This is a genomic window from Clostridioides sp. LIBA-7602 (genome assembly GCF_056688945.1).
The window spans coordinates 530,659-556,098 of sequence record NZ_CP196991.1; the positions used below are offsets into that span (position 1 = coordinate 530,659).

A 25,440-nucleotide genomic window follows, 5' to 3' on the forward strand; every position below is an offset into this window, starting at 1 on the left:
ATAATTATTTATTTTTCATATGGATAAAATTGGTTATTTAATATATAATTACAAGTATAAATAATAAAATTTATTTGCAAATAAAGTAGTACTTTTAATTCTAAAGGCTACTTTTTTTGTGCAAAATTCTCTTTTTTACCACAATTCATTAACAAAAAAATTAAATTCACTTTAAAATCTAAATTTACTAATTTTTCAATTAATTAGAAAACTTCTTTATTCCTTTATGATAACTGCAATATAAAAAAATAGTAAATAAATTATATATTAATTATGAAATCATTATAGTTAGAAAACCTCTTTAAAATTAGGCATTAAGTATCCCTTAGAATTAGAACGGGAACAAAGCTGAAAAATTTAAGTGTTATCAAATGGATAAGGGGGAAAAATATAATGAAAATACCAAAGAAGATTGCTGCTATGCTTACAGTTACAATGATAGCTGGAAGTTCAACAGCAGGGATAGCTAGTGCACAAACTGTAGCAACAAATTTAACAGGACAAGAAAGATATGAGACTGCTGTTAAAATAAGTCAAGATGGATGGAAAAATGCTGATGAAGTAGTAGTAGTAAATGACTCATCTATAGCAGATGCCTTATCTGCAACACCATTTGCAAAGGCAAAAAATGCTCCAATACTTTTAACAGGTAAAGATAAATTAAATGATAAGACAAAAGCAGAAATACAAAGATTAAAAGCTAAAAAAATATACTTAATAGGTGGAACTTCTGTATTAAGTACAAATATAGAAAAACAAATAAAAGATTTGAAAATATCTTTTGAAAGAATCTCTGGAGCTGAAAGATACCAAACATCTTTAGAATTAGCTAAGAGATTAGATGCTATAAGTGATGTTAAGAAAATAGCTGTAGTTAATGGCGAAAAAGGACTTGCAGATGCAGTAAGCGTGGGAGCACCAGCTGCTCAAAACAACATGCCAGTAATACTTGCTGATTCTAAAAATGGAACAGCAGCTGCAGATAAATTTATAAAAGATGCAGGAATAACTCAATCTTATGTAGTTGGTGGGGAGAGTTCAGTTTCTGAAGCTGTTAAAAATAAACTGCCAAATAGTACAAGATTAGGTGGAACAGATAGAAATGATACAAATGCAAAGGTAGTAAAAGAATTCTATAAAAAGACAGATTTAAAAAATGCATATGTAACTAAAGATGGTATGACTAAACAAGACCAACTTATAGATGCATTAGCAGTAGGTGTATTAGGAGCTAAGAACCAATCACCAGTAGTTCTAGTTGGAAAGAATTTATCAGCTTCGCAAAAATCTTTAGTTAACTCTAAGAGTTTTGACAAAATAACTAAAGTTGGTGGAAATGGCAATGAGACAGCATTTAATGAAATGAAATCATTACAAGAAGTAAGCACAGTTGAAGCTAAGACAATTTCTGAGTTAAAATCAGCCTTAGATAAAGCTACTGCTAATGATGTTATAAACTTTAAACCAACTAGTGAGGTTAAAGAAGCATTTACAATACAAACTGATAAAGCAGTAACAGTAAACTTAAATGGTACATATACAAAGACTGTAACTATAAACATGCCTAATGGGGATGTAAATAACTATGCAAAAGTAGACGATGTAGTTATAGATGATGTTAAAGACGGAACTTTCATTAACTATGGAAAAATAACTAACTTAAAGGTTAATGATAAAAATGGAGCTAAGATAGAGAATAATTCTAAAGGTGAGATTGGTAGTTTAACAGTAGCATCTGGAGCAAGTCAAGTAAAAGTGACTAATGGTGGAAAGATAACTACAGTTACAAATAATTCTAAAGGAACTACTATAGATAATAAGGGTTCAATAAGTAGTGTTAAGGGAGATAATTCTCCATCTATAAGTGGAAATAATCCAAGTTCTAACTCATCAGGAGGAAGTTCTTCAAGTGGAGGAGGTTCACATGGAGGAGGTTCTTCTTCAGGAGGAAGTTCATCAGGAGGAAGTTCTTCAAGTAATAAAAATCAAGCTGCTCCAACAGGGATAACTGCAACATCACCAACATCAGCAGCAAATAGTGATGGAGTAATAAGTGGTGTAACAGATGCAATGGAATATAGATTAAAACCAAATTCAGCATGGATAAAAGTAGAATCAGGAAAAACAGAGATAACAGGATTATCACCTGGTATATATGAAGTAAGATATACAGCAAAATCAGGATATAATGCAGGAGCAATAAAAGAAATAGAAATACCAGCATATGCAGAAGATCAAGAGCAAGAAGCTCCTGGAAGTTTGGAAGTAATAGCACCATCAGAAGCGAATAATGATGGAAAAATAACTGGTGTAACAGATGCAATGGAATATAAACTAAAAACAGATCAAGATTGGATAAAAGTAGAATCAGGGAAAACAGAAATAACAGATTTATCACCAGGAATATATGAAGTAAGATATGCAGCAAAGCCAGGATATAATGCAGGAGCAATAACAGAAATAACAATAAAAGAAAATGGTCAAGATCAAGATCAAATTGCACCAGTTGGATTGTCAGCAACATCACCAACAACATCAGCAAATGATGATGGAAAAATAACTGGTGTGACAGATGCAATGGAATATAAATTAAAAACAAATCAAAACTGGACAAGTGTAGTAACAGGAGAAACAGAGATAACAGGGCTATCACCAGGAACATATGAAGTAAGATATGCAGCGAAAGCAGGATATAATGCAGGAACAGCAGCAGAAGTAGAAGTAAAAGCATATGTAGCAAACCAAGAACAAGAAGCTCCAACAGGATTGTCAGCAACAACACCAACATCAGCAGCAAATAATGATGGAAAAATAACTGGTGTGACAGATGCAATGGAATATAAATTAAAAACAAATCAAAACTGGACAAGTGTAGTAACAGGAGAAACAGAGATAACAGGGCTATCACCAGGAACATATGAAGTAAGATATGCAGCGAAAGCAGGATATAATGCAGGAACAGCAGTAGAAGTAGAAGTAAAAGCATATGTAGCAAACCAAGAACAAGAAGCTCCAACAGGATTGTCAGCAACAACACCAACATCAGCAGCAAATAATGATGGAAAAATAACTGGTGTGACAGATGCAATGGAATATAAATTAAAAACAAATCAAAACTGGACAAGTGTAGTAACAGGAGAAACAGAGATAACAGGGCTATCACCAGGAACATATGAAGTAAGATATGCAGCGAAAGTAGGATATAATGCAGGAACAGCAGCAGAAGTAGAAGTAAAAGCATATGTAGCAAACCAAGAACAAGAAGCTCCAACAGGATTGTCAGCAACAACACCAACATCAGCAGCAAATAATGATGGAAAAATAACTGGTGTGACAGATGCAATGGAATATAAATTAAAAACAAATCAAAACTGGACAAGTGTAGTAACAGGAGAAACAGAGATAACAGGGCTATCACCAGGAACATATGAAGTAAGATATGCAGCGAAAGCAGGATATAATGCAGGAACAGCAGCAGAAGTAGAAGTAAAAGCATATGTAGCAAACCAAGAACAAGAAGCTCCAACAGGATTGTCAGCAACAACACCAACATCAGCAGCAAATAATGATGGAAAAATAACTGGTGTGACAGATGCAATGGAATATAAATTAAAAACAAATCAAAACTGGACAAGTGTAGTAACAGGAGAAACAGAGATAACAGGGCTATCACCAGGAACATATGAAGTAAGATATGCAGCGAAAGTAGGATATAATGCAGGAACAGCAGCAGAAGTAGAAGTAAAAGCATATGTAGCAAACCAAGAACAAGGAGCACCAACAGGATTGTCAGCAACATCACCAACAACAGCGGATGATAATGATGGAAAAATAACTGGTGTGACAGATGCAATGGAATATAAATTAAAAACAGATCAAGACTGGACAAGTGTAGTAACAGGAGAAACAGAGATAACAGGGTTATCACCAGGAGTGTATCAAGTAAGATATGCAGCGAAAACAGGATATAATGCGGGGACAGCAGCAGAAGTAGAAGTAAAAGCATATGTAGCAAACCAAGAACAAGGAGCACCAACAGGATTGTCAGCAACATCACCAACAACAGCGGATGATAATGATGGAAAAATAACTGGTGTGACAGATGCAATGGAATATAAATTAAAAACAGATCAAGACTGGACAAGTGTAGTAACAGGAGAAACAGAGATAACAGGGTTATCACCAGGAACATATGAAGTAAGATATGCAGCGAAAGCAGGATATAATGCAGGAACAGCAGTAGAAGTAGAAGTAGAAGCATATACAGCTCCAATAAATCTTTTTCAAAGACTATTGAATTTTATGATAAATTAGATATTTAAATTTAAATTATTAGTTTAAATTCTAATATATCAAGTTTATAGTAAAAATTATTAATAAAAGCACCTTTCCTATAAAATAATAAATTTATAGTATAAGGTGCTTTTTTATAAGTGTATATACAACTTATTCTATAAAGTAAAAGGGATAATAAGTAATGTAAAATAATTTGAGCTTCGAGAGTAATAAAAGTTTTATTTATGGTAACTGTTTAAGTATAATCAAATGTTGAAAAGGAGATTTTTTATGAATACTTTAAGAAAACAATTAATTAAAGAATTTATAAAATCTAGAGATATAAGTAACTATTTAAGAGATATGTTTAAAGTGTAATTTAATGCAAAACTTCACATAATTTTCATATGAATTATCTATTAAATTCACACACAAGAGTTATTATATAAACATAGAAGATAGTAAAACTAGCTTAAAAACATAATATAATACCCTATACAAAATAGTGGCAACTCTCCCTCACATCCTCAATTGTTGCCACTATTTTAATTTTTTGTATAAAACAAAAAACCCCACCATAAAGTGGAGTCTCTCATAAATCTCATCTAACCTAAGCCTTAAAACAAACAGAATTTTTAACCTCAAGCTTTCTATTTATCTTAGCAACCTTAATCTTAATCTTATCCTTCAAAGGAATACATCCTATATTACTTTCACTTTTCACATCAACACTACCAACAAACTTGCCAGAATCATTGTAATACTTTGCAACACCAACAATATCTCCCTTATGAATAGGATAACTCATATTTTTAAACACTATCTTAGGGTGTATATTCTCATTATCGGAAACAACCCCATACAAATCTTTATCAACTTTAACCGTTATCTTAAAATCATCAACACCATCAACACAAGGAGTCTCTATAATGTCCCCCTTATGAGCTATCTTCTTAGAATGGAAATTGTCTTTACCATACTTCAATAAAGTAGCAGAAGAAGAAATTCTATTCTTCTTATTACCATCACCAAGAACAACTCCTATTAATCTATGATTTCTTTCATTTTTATCGTCTTTAGGTACCATCATAGAAAATGCAAGGCAATAACCAGCATTATCTGTATAGCCTGTCTTTATTCCATCAACACCAGGCACTGAAACTAATAGGGGATTTGTGTTATAGTGTGTAAAATCTTTCTTAGTATCATTATACACTTGCATAGTAGTTATTCTAGTAACTTGATTTTCATAATGGTCATACATATACTTTCCAAGCTCGACTATATCATGAGCTGTTGATATATTCTCAATAGGTGCTTCCTTATGCTCTGGGTCAGTGTATATAGGAAGCCCATTTGGATTAAAATAATACGTATCAATCATTCCTATTTCTTCAGCTTTCTTATTCATCATATTTACAAAATTCTTTTCAGTTTTACCAACATACTTTGCTATAGCCATAGCAGCATCGTTTCCTGATACAAGCATAAGACCTTGCATAAGCTCTCCTAGAGATATTTCATCACCATCTTTAAGTTTACAAGTAGACCCACCTACTGAAGCTGTAGACTTGTCTATCTTTACCATATCAGTTTCTTTTACTTGATTCTTATTGACTGCTTCTATTGCAAGTAAAAAAGTCATCATCTTACTTAAACTTGCTAGAGGCATCTTTTCATCACTGTTTTTTTCAAATAATATTCTTTTAGTTTCCTGGTCTATAAGTAGTGCAGCTCTTGAAGAGTTTGGTACTGGTGGAGTATCTGCAAACGCAAATCCAGGAGTTATAAATATAAAAATTAATGCAAGTACTATTAACTGTTTAATTTTTCTTTTCAAAATCTCATCCTCCGTTTCATATATTAATTAACATGCACAAAGTAGGTGCTGTAAGTTTTATTTATCTAGAGATACTCATTAATCATATCTATTATATAAGCAATTTCTTCATCTGGTATTGAAATATTAAAATAAGCTTCTGTTGGCTTAAAGGCCTCATTTATTAAATTATACAATTCATAATTTTTACTAATTAACTCATTAATGTTATTATATGGAAAAGTTGCATTTTTAAAACATCTTTCTATCATAAAAGAACAGTGAAGTATATATCCTAGCTTAAACTTACTTTTTAGACCTTCATCTATTAGTTCTATTACTGAAAATAATGATGAATTGACATAGTTGAATAACTTAACAGAGTCTAAAAGCTCTAAGTTTTGAGACATAAAATTTATTATTAAGCTGTTATATGATAGATTTGTTTCTTTTATATTAGTAATACTATTGGCGTTAAATGTACCTTCTATTATCTTGTTCAACATATCTAGACCATACCCATTTAGGAGTTCCTCTATGCGTATAAATGGGGTATTAGCTACATTAAAATCTACACTGCCAACAACTGCCAAGATTTTAGTATTACTAAATTTATTCCTATACATTTTAAAACTCTCTATATTATGAGGAACTAAATTAATATTGTACTTATTGATACTTTTAAGTGAAGAGTTTATAAAATCTGCTATCTTCATAGCTGAACCATAACCCGTTATACAAGTCGTTATTATGGCATACTCTTTTGACTTCTCAGGATAATTTATTTCTGTTGAGTCAATTGCAGCTCGTCCAATATATGGATTTAAAGAACTTAAAGAATTAGCTAATTCATCCAAAGTCATTTCTGGTAGTGTACTTTTTCTTACTGCTTCTAAAACTATTGGGGTAGACACCATCTCAATAGAACGTATTCTAATTTTTGTTTTTTCTGAAATAAGTTCTCCAAAAGCTATAAGAGAGCCCATATCTGTTAAAAGAAGCACTCCCTTGCCTTCATCACATTCTTTTACCAATTCTATAGCTTTATCGAGTATAGTGCTTACCTTTACATCAAGAGGCATGTCAATTGCATTACAGTGATTTGTACCAAGTAATGAATTTGCTACATCACACATACTACTGGCTGTTGAATTTCCATGAGCAAGTATTATGACACCTATACTTTCAGATTGATTATTTTGTTCAAGATATGTGCTATTTAGGAACATGGATATAAATTTTACCTCATCTTTAGGTAAAGATGTTTGTAAGTCGTTTTCAATTATACTTAAAACTATTTTAGCTATATTTAAATCTTTATCTAAGAAAATTTTATCATTATATAGATTGTACTTAGGATTATATGTGTCTTGATTTATATTTTCTATAAGTGCACTTATATGCATTGAAAGAGCGATATAAGTTTGTTTTGTATATTTGTTTCTCGATATTTTTTCAGCTTCTTTTAAAGAATGTTCAACAGCATAGTAAATCTTTGGATTAATTACCTTAAAAATTTCATTACTTGTATAATCAGAGTGAGTTACTGAAGATATTGAAAGTAATTTTGTAGAGTATTTCTCCATGTAATTTATAAACATACTCCTTATATCATTTTCTAGATAAGGAATCTCTGTAGAATATTTAAACCCATTATTTGGTGTATCTATATTGTATTTAGACAGTTCTTTTGTATATTCAACCTCTAAATTGTTACCATTAAATTCATAAAAAAGCATGTAATCAAGTTCTGATAATTTATTTAGATTACTGCGATTTTCATTCAATTTTAAAAGACCAGTATAGATGTAATCAGGAACAAGGGACAAATCTATTTCTATATTCTCTTTTAAACCAGTCTTATAATTTAAAAAGGCTCTTGCACTCATAAGTTGTATGTCAGATTTAAGTTGACCAATATTACCAAAACAATCATAAAGAAGTAAAGATTTAATTACATCTTTGTGAACTCTTATAGTTGCATTAGTATATTTAGATTCTATAATAAAGAAATATTTAATAAGAGATAATCTTTCTTTTAAGGACCTATCCTGTAAAGAAGGTAGGTTAATTGTAACTGGGATTCTTCTTAAAAAAGTCCCAAGTAGAGAAGAATGTATATCTTCTGTTGTGGCACACACAATAAAAACAGTAGCTTTATGTACGATATCAGATTCTCCTAATCGTCTGTATATGCCTTTGTCCATCAAAAGAAAAAGCATCTCTTGACCTTCTGGGGGTAATCTATGTATTTCATCTAAAAATAATATACCTCCATCAGCCTGTGTGACTATCCCGAATTTATCCTTATTAGCACCAGTAAAAGAACCTTTAACATAACCAAATAAATTACTTAAGAGTAAGTTAGCATTCTCTGCATATTCAGCACAGTTAAATACAACAAATTTACTTTCAGAAGAAAAGACACTACTTTCTACAGCATATTTGTACATTGTTTCAGCAAATGTACTTTTTCCAACACCAGTAGGTCCTATGAGTAATGTATTAAGACCTTTTGGAGGATAGAGTATAGCAGATTTAGCTTTTTCTATAGCTAGCTTAAGACTAGAATCGTGTCCAAGTAATGTTGAAAAAATATCTTCTGAATCATTTTTACTTGATTCAAGCAGTTCATTACAATTACGTATAGAAAACTCAGAGCTGTCTAAAGTATGACCAATTAAATTTTCAATAATTCCAGCATGTAAAAACAAAATGGGTTTGCCAGGTATCTTTATAACTTTTTTTTCATTAAATAAGTTATTTAATTCTTTACTGGTATTACTTCTATCAAGAGATGAATGGTTAGCAACTTCTATTGTAGTAAATCCAATTTTCTCTGATTGAAGGTCTTTTAAAGTTATATTTTCACATAATTTATGTAGTGATAATAGAACCTTATCTTTTCTTAGCATATATTGCCTCCTTTCTTTATATTTAAGTTATATTTAAGTTATATTAAATATATTATAATATATATTCAGTATTAAAATAAGGTTTATAGTGGATATTTTGTATTTTACTTTTTAATATGTTGTTTTGTGTAATGGATGATGTTAAAATAAGAGTTGCATTATATTGGATATAGATTTTTATGAATTTAAGTAGAATATTATGTTGTTACATAAATTAATATATGAAGTATCATTTATTGATGTATGGTAGATATATATGAAGCAATATGAAAGTAACTTATAAAGTTATGGATAATTTACATAGATAAATTTACAAATTATATTTTGTATCATAAGAGTGATGTTTTATACTATAAATATACAGCTATTACGTTGATGTAAAATTTATAGAGATTTAAAAATCAAAAAATAGATAGTTTTATTGCAGAGAAGTTTGTACAATTTAAAAGATTATATCAATGGTTGAAAGTGTTTGTTATATATTATTCAGCCATTTTATGCTGTAAATAACTTTAAAATTTAGTTTTGACAAGCATAAAAAACAAATTTTTTCATAAAATGTAAATATTGGATATTGTTTATTTAAACTAGTTTAAATAAACAACATCTTGTAATAAAATATGAATAATACTATAAAAGAATGGGAGATATGTTTTGTGGATATAGATAGAATTTTAAACTTTTCCTCAAACGCAGGTAAAGCTATGTTGCAAAGCGGAGGAGAAACTTATAGAGTTGAAGAAACGATAGCTAGAATATGTCAATCTTTTGGGATAGACCATGTAGACGTATTTGCGACTCCAACAGCTGTAATGGCGTCTGTGTTTGTAGATGGAAAATTACATTCAGCAATTAAAAGAATAAGTTCAAGAAGAGTAGACCTAAATCTGGTTCACGAGGTTAATTCATTATCAAGGGCAATAAGCATAAATAATTTAGACATTGAACTATGTGAGAAAATTTTAGACGAGATAAGTGAAGATAACTACTATTCAGATTTGATAACAATATTTTTTGCAGGTATTGCAGCAGCAACTTTTTCTATACTATTTGGAGGAAATATAGAAGAGTTTATAGCCGCATTTACTGTGGGAATTCTGACTAAGTTCGTTACTATGTACTTAAATAAATCATCATTAAATGATTTCTTTGTAAATGCAATTGGGGCAGTTATTATAGCCCTTTGTTCTATTATAATCTTGAAGCTTGGGTTTATAAAGACTATAGACCATCTGATAGCAGGAGCGATAATGTTATTAGTCCCTGGTCTAGCGCTGACTAATGCTTTAAGAGATTTATTGGATGGACAATTGATTTCTGGTCTTGCAAAGTTGGCAGAAGTATTTTTTATAGGTGTATCTATAGCAGTAGGAATGTTCTTGGTACTTGGATTGTACTTCAAGTTAGGGGGGATATAAATGCATTTATTTATAGAAGTAATAGCGGCTTTTTTTACAGCCTTAAGCTTTGGAGTACTATTTAATATGAAAGGAAAGAATTTGATACTGTCAGGGATAGGTGGGAGTATCGCTTGGTTTTCATATAAATTTTGTTTGAATATGGGAGTAACCGAAAATCTATGTTTCTTTATAGCTACAGTATGCTTTGCAATATATTGCGAGTTATGTGCTAGGATTTATATGACTCCAGCAACTACATTAAGTGTATGTTGCTTAATAATATTAGTACCAGGCTATGGAATATATAATACTATGTATTCTGCCTTGACAAACAATTATATCAAAGCAGTAGAGTATGGTGTAAGTACATTATCCTGTGCAAGTTCAATTGCGTTGGGACTAGTATTTATAACTACAGTATTTAGAAAAGTAAACTTATATGGAATGTTTACAAAAATAAAAGAAAATGAAAAATATAAGAAGGGTATAAATAAAATTAAGCCACAAAAATAGAAAAAATTGACTTTTAGGTAAAAGGATGATAATATAATAACATAAAATAGAATAAGAATATCCAAATTAGATAAGATATTCTTATTCTATGGAAATAGTTTTTTTTTATTTCAAAAAACTGACAACTTGCATTATGGGTGTAAGTTTTAGTGTTCAGTTTGTACCAAAAAATTTGTACCAATGCTAGAAACCTTAATTTAAATTAAAAGGGGGAAGATTTCAAGATGGAAAAGCTGTCGGATAAGAGAAGAGTCAAGGCAGTAAGTATGGAAACCTTCGTATTTATTGTACTATTGGCGGTAGGATTTGGATATGTAGGAAGCATCATGGGTGCAGGTATGATGTTTAAAGTAATAATGAGTACAGCACATGCGCTTTTATTAGATACAGTATTTTTAATAATGGCTATGGCAGTTCTTGCAGGTGCACTTAGTGCATTGCTTTCAGAATTCGGAGTAATATCTTTAGTTAATAAGATATTTAAAGGTCTTATGAGACCTATATGGGGCTTACCTGGTGCTAGTATAGCAGGAGTAGTTGCAACATATTTATCTGATAATCCAGCTATTATACCATTTGCTAAAGACAAAACATTTACACAATATTTTAAGAAGTATCAGATACCTGCTTTATGTAACTTAGGAACAGCCTTTGGTATGGGGCTTATTGTAACAACTTTTATGATAGCTCAAGGTAAAGAATATGTACTACCAGCTATAATAGGTAATGTTGGGGCAATAATAGGTAGTATTATTAGTGTTAGAATTATGTTGACTTTTACTAAAAAGTATTATAATTATGACCCTAAAAGCGATACTGAAAAGCAAGTAAATGAAAAAGGTACAAAAATTGAAGAGTTTAGAGAAATAAGAGATGGTAATGTATTCCAAAGAGGATTAGATGCTATACTTGAAGGTGGTAAGCTAGGTGTTGAAATGGGTATGGCTATAATACCAGGAGTTTTAGTAGTTTGTACATTAGTTATGTTATTAACTTTTGGACCATCTACAGACCCTGCTACAGGTCAAGCTGTTTACACAGGTGCTGCATATGAAGGTATAAAATTATTACCTGCTATTGGTGATAAAATTAGTTTCATAATAGAGCCATTATTTGGATTCACATCACCAGAAGCAATAGCATTCCCTGTAACTGCATTAGGAGCTGTTGGAGCAGCGATATCTTTAGTACCAGAATTTATAAAATCAGGTGCTATAACTCCTAACGATATAGCAGTATTTACAGCAATGGGTATGTGTTGGAGTGGATACCTAAGTACACATATAGGTATGATGGATGCTTTAGAAGCAAGACCATTGGCTGGTAAAGCAATACTTTCACATACAATAGGTGGTTTATGTGCAGGTATATGTGCCCACTTTATATTTATGCTCGTTGGATAAGAATGTTCTAGAAATCAAATATTAAGATATTATAATTTATAAAATTGAATAAACTAGTAATTTAAGTATGTAAAATTAAATTAGTAATTTAAATATATAGAGGTGCTGTTTTGAAATCGAGATTTACTTTCATTTTAAGACAGCACCTTTTAGTAATTTAAGTACATTAATTAAATGTATTGATTGAATTTATTATGATAAAATTGTATTATATACAATAGAGCCAATTTAAACAGTAACAATAAGGAGGAATTGTAGTAGATGAAAAAGGAACGACTACATCATGAAGACTTAAAAGAGTATGATTATGATGAAGATGATTATCTCAGTAAAAAGGTGATTATTAAGGACTTCATAAAAACTATATTGGTTATGATAATTGCTACTGGAATATCAGTAGTTTTTGAAAAGATAGGTTTTAATGAATCTAATATTATACTGGTATATATATTAGGTGTACTGTTTGCTACAAGTATAACGTATGGGTATTTTTTTGGAATACTTTCTTCAGTAATAGGAGTGCTATCATTTAACTTTTTCTTTACACACCCATTATATACTTTTTTAGCGTATAGGAAAGATTACCCTATAACATTTTGTATTATGCTGATGGCAGCTATTATAACAAGTACCTTAACTTCTAGAATAAAAAGAGAAGTGAGACTTTCTCATAAAAGAGAAAAAATGATAAGATTGCTTTATGAGAATAATAAAACATTACTTAAAGCAAAAAATAAGAACCAAATTATTGAATTTTGTGGGTCTAATTTAGTAAACATGTTAAATAGAACTGTTATAGTAACTATTGCAGATGATGATAATAATTTAGGCAAGCCAAGTATTTATATTTGTAATAATGATGGTAGTGAGAACATATTCCATTCAGTATTAGAGAAGGAAGCCATAAAAGAAGCTTTTAGGACAGGCGAGCCAGTTGGAATAGGAACAAAATATTGTAAAAGGAGCAGTGCATACTATTTTCCTATAAAGGGTCAAGAGTCAAATGTTCTTGGAGTTATAGGTATTGCATGTTTTAAAATAGATATTATTACAGAAAATGAAAAGATATTGTTAGAAGCAGTTTCAACACAAGTCGCGTTGGCAATTGATAGAGAAAATTTATTTGAAAAGAATAAAAAAGCGAACCTTGACGCAGAAAGAGAGCGATTAAGAGGAAACTTACTTAGGTCAATTTCTCATGATTTGAGAACACCACTTACAAGTATATTAGGTTCATCTTCAACTATACTTGAAAATGATGATGTTATAGATAAAGAAACTAGAGTAGAATTATTGAAAAATATATATGAAGATACAAGTTGGCTAACTCATTCTGTAGAGAATATACTTAGTATGACTAGAATAGATGAAGGCAAGTTAGATATTGAAAAACGACCAGAGGTTGTTGATGAGATAATAGCTGAATCCATACTAAGAGTTAAGAAATTTGCCAATAATAGAGATATACAAACTAATATTCCAGAAGAGATAATAGTAGTTCATGTGGATGTACTGTTAATAGAGCAAGTTTTAGTAAACTTAATAGATAATGCTATAAGACATACACCTAAAAATTCTAAAATAGAATTAACTGTAAGTAAAGAATCAAATCAAGTTATATTTGAAGTTTCAGATAATGGAAAAGGAATACCAAATGAGGATATTGATAATATATTTAATAGATTTTACACTAAGAATAAATCTAGAAATCTTGAAAGAAGAGGTATTGGTCTTGGATTAGAGATATGTAAGTCTATAGTAGAAGCTCATGGTGGAGAAATTGTCGCTTTCAATAATCCTTCTGGAGGAGCTACATTTAGATTTAGTATACCTATATATGAAGAGGAGGCGAAAGACGAGTGGAAATAAAGCCATTGGTTCTAGTTGTAGAAGATGATAAGCCAATTTGTAAATTTATAAAAGTGTCTCTTGAAACTCAAAACTATAGGTGTGTAGAGACTGATAATGGAGGGACAGCTATATCGCTCATACATTCTCTTGACCCAGATTTAATAATTTTAGATTTAGGTCTGCCAGATATTGATGGGATTGAGGTAATTGGACGAGTTAGATCGTGTGCCAAAAATAACAAAATAATTGTTGTTTCAGCAAGGGAACATGAGAGAGATAAAGTTGAGGCTTTAGATGGAGGAGCAGATGATTATTTGACAAAACCTTTTAGTGTAACAGAGCTTTTAGCTAGGGTTCGTGTAGCACTTAGAAATAAGGCTCAACAAGGTAATATCAGTAATGATGTTACAAAGAATTTTGAAGTTAAAAATCTAAAGATAGATTATGAAAATCATACTGTTTCAATTAATGATAAAGAAATACATTTAACTCCAATTGAATATAAGATTATCGAATTGATGTCTAAGTATTCAGGGAGGGTTTTAACTCATAAATTTATAATAGATAAAGTTTGGGGAAATTACTATGAAAGTGAAAATCAGTCCCTTAGAGTATTTATGGCAAGTATAAGGAGAAAGATTGAAAAGAACCCTGCTCAGCCAGAGTATATTTTGACTGAAGTTGGAGTGGGTTATCGTATGGCAGATGAATAGTTGCTAAATTAAGATGAATAGTAATTGGATAAAAATTATTTGTCATTTGAGCAAATATAAATATTTTAAAACGAATAGAAAGAGCTATATATACTTTATAATGAATAGATATAAAATCAAGTTATCTAATCTTAAATATATATAGCTCTTTTTGCATTATAAAATATATATATTAAAAAAATAAAATACATTTCAAATTGAAGATTAATCTAATATAAACATTATCTTTTATAGAAAATTTATTTATGCATAATAGATTATTTTTAAACAATATATATTGATATAAAAAGTTATTTTTTTTATTTTTATATCAATCTTTGTGATATTATATAATATATCTATAGGAATAATATGGAGAATTTATTATAATTGGGTACTTTAACCAATTATTAATTGTAGTAGTAATTTGCATATTTTTAAACAGATAAGGTATTATCTTTCTGTATGATTAAACTATTTATTCTATAGAAATATTTATAATTTGCGTGTTTGGAATAGCTAAATATAAGATATTACTATATATATGTATTAAATTAAGTATTACAAAACTTTATTCTATAATTAACATAATGGTGCGTTCTATTTATCAAAAAATATAACGTTATTAAGATGATATTTTCGACTATAAAAAAGTATAATATCATCACCAAATGTATAGCAAAACTTTAAAGCTTCAAAAACTCAAACTGGATAAAAGGAGTTATACATAAATGAAGATGATAAACTTAGTAGATGAATTGGATGAAATTGTATATGTTTCTTCTTTGGACACATATGAACTTTTATATATTAATAAAATTGGAAAAAAGACAATGGGGCTTGATGATATCTCTAATAGAAAGTGTTATGAAGCATTACAAGGTAAAGATTCTCCTTGCGAATTTTGCACAAACTCCATTTTGAAAGAAGATAAATATTATATATGGGAAAATACAAATACTCGAACAAATAGACATTTTATATTAAAGGATAAGTTGATTAAATGGGAAGGTAAATATGCACGATTAGAAATAGCTCTTGATATTACGGAAAAGGAAAATATAAGTAAGTCAATAGCAGAAAAATTAGAAATAAAGGAGCTACTAGTTGGATGTATTAAACATCTTATAACAGAATCTAATTTTTCTGATGCTGTAAATCTAGTGCTAAGTAATATTGGGAAATTCCACAAAGCTGATAGAGCATATGTTTTTGAAGTCTCTGAAGATGGAAAAAAAATAACCAATACATATGAATGGTGTAACGAAGGTGTTGAGCAACAGAGGCAATCATTGGAAAATCTTGATATTAATGAATTAAAAAATTGGTTTTTATTATTCCAGCAAAAAGGCTTTGTGATAATTGATAATATAGAGAGTATAAGGGAAACACAGCCAATGGAGTATGAAATTTTAAAACCTCAAAACATTAAGAGTTTAATGGCTTCTTCATTAAAACAAGATAATAAAATAATAGGATTTATTGGAGTTGACAATCCACAAAAGGCTGTTGGAGACACTTCTCTTTTAACATCTCTATCTTATTTCTTATTAACTGAGATGAAAAAAAGGAAAGTAGAAAATAAATTAAATTATATGAGTTATTATGACTTCTTGACTGGAGCATATAATAGAAATAAATATATTAAATATATAGATAATTTTGACAATAATAAAGTTAAATCCATGGGTGTTGTATTTATAGATATAAATGGATTAAAAGACATTAATGATAGCTTTGGACATGCTAGAGGAGATTCTACTATTGTATCAGCTTGTGTAACAATAAGAAAATACTTTCATTCTCATAATGTTTACCGTATTGGAGGAGATGAGTTTGTTGTATTATGTGAAGATATCTCAAAACAACTCTTTGAAGAATTAGTAATTTGGTTAAGTGAAGAATTTAAGGAAACTATGGTATATAGTGTAGCTATAGGAAGTATTTGGAGTGAAAATAATATCGACATATATAGATTGACTAAAATTGCTGATGAGAGAATGTACCAAGATAAGAAAAGATACTATAATAAGAAGAAGTTGAAGAATAATGAAATAGAGGAAATGAATAATCTAAGTGATTCTACTAACGATATTTTATTTAAGCATAGAGACTTAGATAATGAGGTGTATTTTGATAATGTAGTGAGTGAGGGTTATTCTAAGGCTTATAAAAAATTGGCATATAATACATATGATATAATCTTAGCTATTTCCATAGAACAAAATTTAATTACGCAAATTTATCAATCAGAAAATAATATTTTTAGTTTCCCTATGAAGGAAAATATGGAGGAAACTTTTTTATATATTAAAAAATATTTAATCCATCCTGGTGATAGAATATTGTTTGATGGAAATAATTTTTTAAAGTCGCTTGATAATTTCTGTAACAATGAACAAGACGATTTAGAGTTAAGTTTTGAGTATAGACGTCTAGGAATAGATAAAAGGTACTATTGGGCATCAATTTGTGTACTAAAGATTACCAACAAAAACAAGTTAGGTGATGAACAGACACATATTTTAGTTGCTATTAAAAACATAGATTATCTTATGCAAATACATAAAAATCAGAAGGATATGTTGACAGGTTTATATAGTTATGAAGGTTTCTGTCAACAAACAACTCTATTACTCAAAGAATATCCAGATAAACAGTATGCTATTATAATGATGGATATAGATAAATTTAAAGTAATCAATGACATTTATGGTATTAGAGAAGGAGATAGAACATTAATATATATTGCAGAATTGATTCAAAAAAACCTTGATTCTAATGATATATGTTGCCGTATGTATGCAGATGTATTTTACATATTTTATGAGAGTTATTCAGATAGAGATATTCATAAATTAATTTATAAAATTACTAATAATTTAAATATGAAAAAGTTTGAATATATGTTAGTACCATGTTTTGGGATTTATAGAATTTTAGATAATCATATACCAATTACAAATGCTTGTGAAATGGCGGGGTATGCACATAAGAAAGTAAAAAAACAGAGTATAAATCATTATATGTTTTATGATGAGACTATAAGAAATGATGCACTTGAAGAAAAACAGATGGAAAGAGAAATGGAATATGCACTTGAAGATGGACAATTTCAAGTATATTTACAACCCAAGTATAATCTTAAGATAAATAAAATTGTTGGGGCAGAGGCATTAGTTAGATGGGTTCATCCAGAAAAAGGTATAATACCTCCAATAAAATTTATTTCTCTATTTGAGAAGAATGGATTTATCATTAAATTGGATATGTATGTATGGGAACAAGCATGTTTCTTGATTAAAAAATGGATAGATTCAGGTGAAGAGCCAGTTCCTATATCTGTAAATGTATCAAGATTGCATTTGCATAATCCACACTTTAGAGAAATAGTTTTAACCCTAATAGAAAAATATAATATACCAATATCGTTTTTGGAATTAGAGCTTACAGAGAGTTTATTTATTAAAAATATAAAATTATTTGCTAAGATAATAGCCGAGCTTAGAACTGATGGTATTGTTTTAAATATGGATGACTTTGGTTCAGCTTATTCTTCATTAAACATGTTAAAAAATATTAATATTGATACATTAAAGATTGACTGTGGTTTTTTTAATGATGAAGAAATTACAGAAAGAGAAAAAATAGTTTTAAAACATACTATAAATATGGCAAAAGATTTAAATATGAATGTAGTTGCAGAAGGTGTAGAGACAAAAGAGCAAGCTGAATTTTTATTGAGTTTAGATTGTGTAATAATCCAAGGTTATTACTATTGTAAGCCAATCCCAAGTGATGATTTTGAGAATTTATTATATAACAATCAAGCGAGTCAATTGGTTATAACTTAAGATAATCGATTTATGTAAATTGTTTAAGAATATTTCAAATAAATTGAATCTAAAAATCTTGTAAAAATAGTCTGTATATGTTTAACAAAATAACATTTCTAAGTTTAAACATGTACAGACTTTGTAGTGTTTAAAATTCAAATTTAAGTTTAAACACATGCAGACTCTGTAGTATTTAAAATTCAAATCTAAGTTTAAACATGTACAGGCTTTGTAGTGTTTAAAATTCAAATTTAAGTTTAAACACATGCAGACTCTGTAGTATTTAAAATTTAAATTTAAGTTTAAACATGTACAGACTCTGTAGTGTTTAAAATTCAAATCCAAGTTTAAACATATACAAATTTTGTAATTTCTAAAATTCAAATTTTTAGTAAAAAATTTATCTAGAGATGTTTGTGTATAAGTTCTTTACCATAAATATAGAATGTGAGATAATAAATTAGATAAAAAGAGAAAGCAATGAGGGTATAATTTTTAGAAAGTATAAAATCTATGGATTAGGAGCGAAGTTTATGATAGTGGGTATTATAGGTCCTTCAGACTCTGGCTTTAAGATAAAGGATGATTTAAAACAGATAGACAGTGATTTAGAAACTAAAATATATGTAAGAGAAAAAGTGGTAGATACAATAGAAGTTATTTCTAAATGTGAAGATGAATGTGATGCTATTATATTTACAGGATGTGCAGTTTATGAATTTATAAAATCTAAGTATGAGATAAGTAAACCACATTCATTTGTACCAAGAAGTGGGACAAGTATAATGAAAGCATTTTGGGCAATCAAAAGCGTAAATATAAAGTTAGATAAATTCAGTATAGATGTAGTAGATAAATATGTAGTAGAAGATGCACTTAAAGAATTTGATATTAAAGCTACAAGTGTGTTTTGTAATCCATTTTCTTTGGAAGTTGGAGAATCTGAGCTTGTAGAATGGCACATAAAGCTATTTGAAGAAAAGAAAACAGACATAATGTTAACTGGTTTTGGTGCAGTATACAATGAGTTAAAAGAAAGAGGTTATCCAGTATTTCGACTACAAGCTACTATACAATTAATCAAAGAAAGCTATGAGAAAGTAAAGAGTGAATATGCTCTAAGTAAGGCTAGATTTTCTCAAATTGCTGTTGAAATCCTTAGTATAATAGATTATAAAGAAAAGATAGATAACTATTATTCTGACATGATAAAAAAATCGGATATGGATAAGCTTGTAGTAAACTATGTGAGAAGTATTCAAGGTTCCCTATTTTTATTTGGAAGGAATGATTATGTTGTATTTGTTCATAAAGGGGTAGCTGATAATGAATATAATTATGACAAGTTATTTAAACTAAAGAGAGATATAAAAGATATGGGATTTTCTCTTAGTATAGGAATTGGTACTGGAGTAACTGCATATCAAGCTGAAAATAATGCACATAAAGCATTAAGGCATTCTATAGATTCAAAAGAAATTGGCATATATTTAGTAGATGAAGATGAAAACATAAGAGGTCCTTTAGCTTCAGAAAATGAGTTAAATTACTCTTTAATGTTATCTGATGAAAAAGTAATAGATATATCTAAAAAGACGGGAATGAGTTGTGAGTCAGTTGCAAAAATTATTGCTATAAGTGAAAATAGAAAAAGTAAAATTTATGATTCAAAAGAATTGGCAGAATATCTTAATGTAAGCGAAAGAAGTGCAAGACGTATATTAAATAAAATAGTGAGTGCAGACCTAGGTAGAATATGTGCTAAAGAAACTAGTATTGGTGGAGGAAGACCAAAAAATATTACTGAAATATTGTTCTAAAAAACCATATAAACTACTGTGATAAATTATTATATGAAATACTAAAACCTATGTAAAACAACCTTTTAAGATATAACTTATAAAGTTGAAGATACATAGGTTTTTAGTTTTATAATTTAAATAGATGTATTGTAATATTTATAATTTAATCATATGGTAAACTATTTTAGCAGTATCATATAATTCATCTATATTTACATATTCATTAACTGTGTGAACATCATACATACCTAGACTTAATATAGCACAATTATATCCAAGATTAGCTAATATATTTGCGTCACTTCCACCACCAATTACCATTGGATTTGGAACAACACCAACTTTTCTTATTGCTTCTTCACTCAACTTGAAAACATGGCTATCTTTACTAAGTTCAAAACTAGGATAGGACATATTATATTCAAAAGTATAAGTAGTATTAAATTTAGATGCAGCATCTTTACAGCATTTTTCCATATGATTAAGCTCATATTCTAATGTCTCAGGTATATGAGACCTAATTTCAGCAGTCAATGTAACCTTGTCAGTTACTATATTTGTAGCCCCACCACCTTCTATTTTACCTATGTTTGAAGTAGTTAAGGAATCTATTCTACCTATATGCATATTACTTATTGCATGAGAGGCTACCAATATAGCATTTATACCTTTTTCAGGCTCTATACCAGCATGTGCTTTCTTTCCATAAAAAGAGATTTTTATAGATTGTTGAGCAGGAGCTTTATATGCTATCGAACCAATAGCTCCACCAGAATCTAAAATCACCATATCTTTACAAGGTAAATTGTCAGGGTTGAAGTTTTTAACACCATGCATACCAGCTTCCTCACAGATTGTAAAACAAAGATAAATATCTCTATGTGGTATTTTTTCTGTAATAACATGTTCTAAAGCTTCAAGTATAGCAGCTATTCCAGCCTTATCATCTGCACCAAGTGTAGTAGTTCCATCACTTCTAACTACATTACCATCTAGTACAGGCTTTACACCTAAGCAAGGTTGAACTTGGTCCATATGTGCACATAAACAAAGTGGTCGGCTTCCTTCTTCCCCTTTTATATAGGCAATAACATTACCTGTATTACCACCATATTTTTCACCAGCATCATCTATAATGGCATCTATATTTCTTTCTTTTAAGTAGTTTACTAGCCATTTAGACATTTCTAATTCTTGATTAGATGGACTATCAATTCTAACCATATCCATAAAATTATTTATAAGTCTATTTTTATCTAACATAAATTTTTCTCCTTTTAGAAAGATTTAAATAAATTACATACTATATGAAGGTAGTATTCCAGGTCCTAATGGAATATTAAATACCATAAATAATATCAATAATATAGTCCACACTATTAAGAATGAGATTGAGTATGGTATCATGTTAGCTATTACAGTACCCATACCAGCATCTTTATCATATTTTCTCGTGAATGCTAGTATAATAGGGAAGTATGGAAATAATGGGCTAAGTGGGTTTGTTATACAATCACCTATACGATAAGCCATTTGAGTAAGTGCTGGATTATATCCAACCATCATAAACATTGGTACAAATATAGGTGCAAGGATAGCCCATTTTGCAGATGCACTACCTATAAATAAATTTATAAAGCAAGACAAGATAATAAATCCTATCAATAATAAAGGCCCATTTATGCCTGCTGATTTTAAAAATTCTCCACCTTTTACAGCCAGTATTAGACCTAAATTACTATTTGTAAATAATTGTAGGAATTGTGAAGCTGCAAATGCTAGTATTATATATCCGCCCATATCACTCATTGCACTAGCCATTATAGAGACAACGTCCTTGTCCTTCTTTATTTTACCAATAGTTTTTCCATATACAACACCAGGTATAAAAAATGCTAATGCTATGATAGGTACCATACCTTTCATAAGAGGAGCATTATTTGATAGTAAATCTCCTGTTTCTGGGTCAGCTAAGAATGGTTTTTTACCAATTACACTAAGAGCTATTATGATTGCTACATATATTAATATACTTATACCAGCCTTTTTAAGACCTTTTTTTTCTACATCATTAAGACTACCATCAACATCTAATTCTGCATTTCCTTCATACTTACCAAATCTAGGTGCTACAATTTTTTCTGTTACCCATGTTGCCAACAGTATTAGAACAAAAGTTGATGCTATCATAAAAAATAAGTTCATTGTTGCATTAGCTTGAAATCCAGAATCAATCATTTGAGCTGCTGGAACTGTAAAACTTGCAGCAAGTATATCATTGACACTTATCATGATATTTGCGGCAAATCCTAGACAGACTGCTGCATATCCAGAAAATAAACCTATAAGTGGATGTCTACCAACACCAAGGTATACAAGTGCAGCCAATGGTGGAAATAGTATCGTACCTGCATCTGATGCAATATTTGCAAGCATACCTATAGTCATTACAACAAGAGTTACTTTTGTTTCAGGAATTTTGCTTACTGATGCTTTGATTGTTGCTGTCATAAGTCCAGTTTTATCACATACACCAGCACCTATCATAGTTACTAAAACTAGTCCTAAAGGAGCAAATCCTTGGAAGTTACTAACTATATTTCCTAAAAGAATTTGAAGTTGTTCTACAGTCAGTAAATTTACAGCTGTTATAGTTTCACCTGTACCAGGATGAACTACTGATATACCCATAGAGCCAACTATACTAGATAGTATAAGCAAGAGTACACATAGCCCTAAAAATATTGTAACTGGGTCTGGTAGTTTATTACCAACAGTTTCTATTCTGTTTAATGTTCTGTCAAAAAAGTTTTTCTTCTTAACTACGTTATCATTCATAATATCCTCCCTAATGTTTAAAAATATAATTAAAAAATAAGTATTGTGGTCAAGCTTATAATTAAAATTACCATTGTCGATTTAAGACGTGTCCACAATATGTCCTAAAAAAAGTATAAAATAAACTTTTAACTATGTCAATGCAATTTTCTGAATTTTCTGGATGGGTAGTGTTAATTAAATATGCTTTAAGTAGATTAATGACGAACTATATCTAATGTATTTGAATAATATATACGCTTTAAAATTAATTTTAAAACAAAATTTTATAAAAAGCTAGTGGAAGATTAAGTTATTAAAGTAATGCTCTAAGATAAGATTAAGCCATTAGAATAATTAGAGTGTAGATTTGGTTCAAAATTGAAAAGAAAAAATCAATTATTAGTTCTTTGTAATATATATATATTATAAAGATTACCTATACAAACAATTTATGCAAATTAGGATTATAAAATTTATATGAGAGTGTATCTCTTTACTGTGTGTCTCTTTTTGATGACTTTTGTATATTGAAATGATATAATATATCCGAGTAATAAGTAAAGGAATATTAAATTAAAATTAAGATATTTGTAGGTTTATCTAAAATATATGTTAATATTAGCATCTTTTTATCGAAAGTCTAATGGAAATATAAACCATTTATAATTATAAATTCTTAGAAAAATCCTTTAAACTATAAAAAATACTATAGTTAAATCACTTTTTAAATTAATCAGTAACATAAGATTTTATTTATAAGAGTATTGATAGTATTTGTACTGATAGAAGTATTAAATGATTCATAAGTAAGTGTAGGTGATGTATAAGGAGGATATGATGCTAGAGACAATATTAAGAAGTTTTAGAGCAAAGAAGATGGATTTGTATCAATCTGAAATTAGACTTAGAAATTACTATAGTTTGAGTGGCTTATCTCTAGTAGGGCTTACCATTTCAGCTATGGTTCTTATATTTGGATTGATTTTATCAGAAGTAGTTACATTTAATACAGAATTTTTTCTTATATTTGGATATTTTATTATTCTTCATATCCTTTGTAGATTCTATTTAAAAGAACACACTAGATATATAACCTATATTTTTTATGGAGTATTAACACCAGTTATGATAATGGGTATTTTGATGGGAACTTTTTTAGATAAAACAGAACCATCAATTACAATCATGGTATTTATATGTGTACTTCCTCTATTTATATTAGATAAACCTTGGAGAATAGTTCTTTATATAACAGTAACTGCTATAGTTTATGGTATCTGTTGTTTTATAGCAAAGGATATCAATATGTTTATGGCAGACTTAGTTGATTTAGTTACATTTTATTTTTTAGCTGTTGGTGTCAATTTCTTTATTCTAAATGACCGTATTGAAAGTGTAGAAAACTATATTAAGTATCGAGAAAAATCGGAAATTGATTTATTGACAGGTATATATAATCGAGGTTCTGGAGTTGAGATGATTGAAAAACTCATGTCTAAGAAAAAATATGGTGCCTTTATTCTTATTGATATAGATGATTTTAAGTACATTAATGACTCTTATGGTCATATAGTAGGAGACTATTATTTAAAAGCTGTGGCTGAAAATATAAGTAATGTGTTTTATGATAGTATTGCATTAAGATTAGGTGGTGATGAGTTTGCTATCTATTCTGTAGAATTAACCAACGAAGAGAAGTGTAGGATACGATTTGAAAAATTATTTGAAGTATTAAATGATATGGAAGATTTATCAAGGGATAATTATGTATTTCATATCAGTTTAGGATGCTCTATTTGTGATGAAAACATTATCAATTTTGAGGAGCTGTATAGTAAAGCAGATGAAGCTCTTTATTCAGCAAAGGAAGCTGGGAAAGGATGCTATCGTATAAATTAGTTAGATATTTTACTATATTCTACCAAAAATGTATAGAATCTTTAGAAATAAAAAATCAATTTTGATTGGCATTTCAAAATTGATTTTTTATTTGTGTATATCCATAGTATCAGCTCCTTAATCTAAGTTTATTATTTTTTAATAGAGTGTACTTTCTTTTATAACTCTAAAAATAAGAGTATCGTATTTTTGAGATTATATATGGGATAAAAAAT

General features: G+C 29.3%; 13 protein-coding genes. 9 read left to right on the forward strand and 4 right to left on the reverse strand.

Features of this window, described 5'->3' with window-relative positions; translation table 11 throughout:
• The first annotated feature begins 393 nt into the window (after positions 1-393).
• Positions 394-4,314, forward strand: a complete 3,921-nt coding sequence (locus ACTG45_RS02840) for a cell wall-binding repeat-containing protein (RefSeq protein WP_479919775.1) — start codon at positions 394-396, stop codon at positions 4,312-4,314.
• 571 nt (positions 4,315-4,885) lie between these two features.
• Here ACTG45_RS02840 and ACTG45_RS02845 read toward each other — a convergent pair.
• Both ACTG45_RS02845 and ACTG45_RS02850 read right to left on the reverse strand, forming a co-directional pair.
• Entirely contained in the window at positions 4,886-6,115 is a 1,230-nt protein-coding gene (locus ACTG45_RS02845; protein ID WP_479919776.1) for a D-alanyl-D-alanine carboxypeptidase family protein, read from the reverse strand.
• A gap of 65 nt (positions 6,116-6,180) precedes the next feature.
• Entirely contained in the window at positions 6,181-9,009 is a 2,829-nt protein-coding gene (locus ACTG45_RS02850) for a sigma-54-dependent transcriptional regulator (RefSeq protein ID WP_479919777.1), read from the reverse strand.
• A gap of 656 nt (positions 9,010-9,665) precedes the next feature.
• On the opposite strand from ACTG45_RS02850, the gene ACTG45_RS02855 reads away from it, so the two are divergent.
• The 7 genes from ACTG45_RS02855 to ACTG45_RS02885 all read left to right on the forward strand — a co-directional run bounded on the left by ACTG45_RS02855 (position 9,666) and on the right by ACTG45_RS02885 (position 20,524).
• Complete coding sequence (locus tag ACTG45_RS02855; RefSeq protein ID WP_065388354.1) at positions 9,666-10,427, forward strand: threonine/serine exporter family protein; 762 nt, start codon at positions 9,666-9,668, stop codon at positions 10,425-10,427.
• The gene (locus ACTG45_RS02860) at positions 10,428-10,922 is read left to right on the forward strand and encodes a threonine/serine exporter family protein (RefSeq protein ID WP_021383197.1); all 495 of its coding nucleotides are present in this window, start codon (positions 10,428-10,430) and stop codon (positions 10,920-10,922) included.
• Positions 10,923-11,146: 224 nt separating this feature from the next.
• Entirely contained in the window at positions 11,147-12,325 is a 1,179-nt protein-coding gene (locus ACTG45_RS02865; RefSeq protein WP_021383178.1) for a CD0519/CD1768 family membrane protein, read from the forward strand.
• A gap of 261 nt (positions 12,326-12,586) precedes the next feature.
• Positions 12,587-14,194 (forward strand): ATP-binding protein, encoded by a 1,608-nt coding sequence (locus ACTG45_RS02870; protein ID WP_479919778.1) that lies wholly within the window; start codon positions 12,587-12,589, stop codon positions 14,192-14,194.
• Positions 14,185-14,889: a response regulator gene (locus tag ACTG45_RS02875; protein WP_021383194.1), complete on the forward strand. Its 705-nt coding sequence runs from the start codon at positions 14,185-14,187 to the stop codon at positions 14,887-14,889. The genes ACTG45_RS02870 and ACTG45_RS02875 overlap by 10 nt, the downstream gene beginning before the upstream one ends.
• A gap of 710 nt (positions 14,890-15,599) precedes the next feature.
• Positions 15,600-18,722 carry a bifunctional diguanylate cyclase/phosphodiesterase gene (locus ACTG45_RS02880; RefSeq protein WP_479919779.1) on the forward strand — a complete coding sequence of 1,041 codons (3,123 nt, stop codon included), beginning with the start codon at positions 15,600-15,602 and terminating at the stop codon, positions 18,720-18,722.
• A 515-nt stretch (positions 18,723-19,237) separates the two neighbouring features.
• Positions 19,238-20,524, forward strand: a complete 1,287-nt coding sequence (locus tag ACTG45_RS02885; RefSeq protein WP_479919780.1) for a transcriptional regulator — start codon at positions 19,238-19,240, stop codon at positions 20,522-20,524.
• 138 nt (positions 20,525-20,662) lie between these two features.
• On the opposite strand, the gene ACTG45_RS02890 is transcribed toward ACTG45_RS02885, so the two are convergent.
• Both ACTG45_RS02890 and ACTG45_RS02895 read right to left on the reverse strand, forming a co-directional pair.
• Positions 20,663-21,769, reverse strand: coding sequence for a M20/M25/M40 family metallo-hydrolase (locus tag ACTG45_RS02890; RefSeq protein ID WP_479919781.1), 1,107 nt, complete (start codon positions 21,767-21,769; stop codon positions 20,663-20,665).
• Positions 21,770-21,802: 33 nt separating this feature from the next.
• On the reverse strand, positions 21,803-23,344 hold the full coding sequence (locus ACTG45_RS02895; RefSeq protein WP_479918078.1) for an AbgT family transporter: 1,542 nt from the start codon (positions 23,342-23,344) through the stop codon (positions 21,803-21,805).
• A gap of 819 nt (positions 23,345-24,163) precedes the next feature.
• Between ACTG45_RS02895 and ACTG45_RS02900 the strand changes: the two genes are divergently transcribed.
• On the forward strand, positions 24,164-25,225 hold the full coding sequence (locus ACTG45_RS02900; RefSeq protein WP_479919782.1) for a GGDEF domain-containing protein: 1,062 nt from the start codon (positions 24,164-24,166) through the stop codon (positions 25,223-25,225).
• Positions 25,226-25,440: the final 215 nt, after the last annotated feature.

Excerpts from the sequence above, each read along its gene's own strand:
- ACTG45_RS02880 (WP_479919779.1), top strand. The coding sequence starts at position 15,600 with ATGAAGATGATAAACTTAGTAGATGAATTGGATGAAATTGTATATGTT.
- ACTG45_RS02885 (WP_479919780.1), top strand. The coding sequence starts at position 19,238 with ATGATAGTGGGTATTATAGGTCCTTCAGACTCTGGCTTTAAGATAAAG.
- ACTG45_RS02840 (WP_479919775.1), top strand. The coding sequence starts at position 394 with ATGAAAATACCAAAGAAGATTGCTGCTATGCTTACAGTTACAATGATA.
- ACTG45_RS02850 (WP_479919777.1), bottom strand. The coding sequence starts at position 9,009 with ATGCTAAGAAAAGATAAGGTTCTATTATCACTACATAAATTATGTGAA.
- ACTG45_RS02890 (WP_479919781.1), bottom strand. The coding sequence starts at position 21,769 with ATGTTAGATAAAAATAGACTTATAAATAATTTTATGGATATGGTTAGA.
- ACTG45_RS02870 (WP_479919778.1), top strand. The coding sequence starts at position 12,587 with ATGAAAAAGGAACGACTACATCATGAAGACTTAAAAGAGTATGATTAT.
- ACTG45_RS02895 (WP_479918078.1), bottom strand. The coding sequence starts at position 23,344 with ATGAATGATAACGTAGTTAAGAAGAAAAACTTTTTTGACAGAACATTA.
- ACTG45_RS02860 (WP_021383197.1), top strand. The coding sequence starts at position 10,428 with ATGCATTTATTTATAGAAGTAATAGCGGCTTTTTTTACAGCCTTAAGC.
- ACTG45_RS02865 (WP_021383178.1), top strand. The coding sequence starts at position 11,147 with ATGGAAAAGCTGTCGGATAAGAGAAGAGTCAAGGCAGTAAGTATGGAA.
- ACTG45_RS02900 (WP_479919782.1), top strand. The coding sequence starts at position 24,164 with ATGCTAGAGACAATATTAAGAAGTTTTAGAGCAAAGAAGATGGATTTG.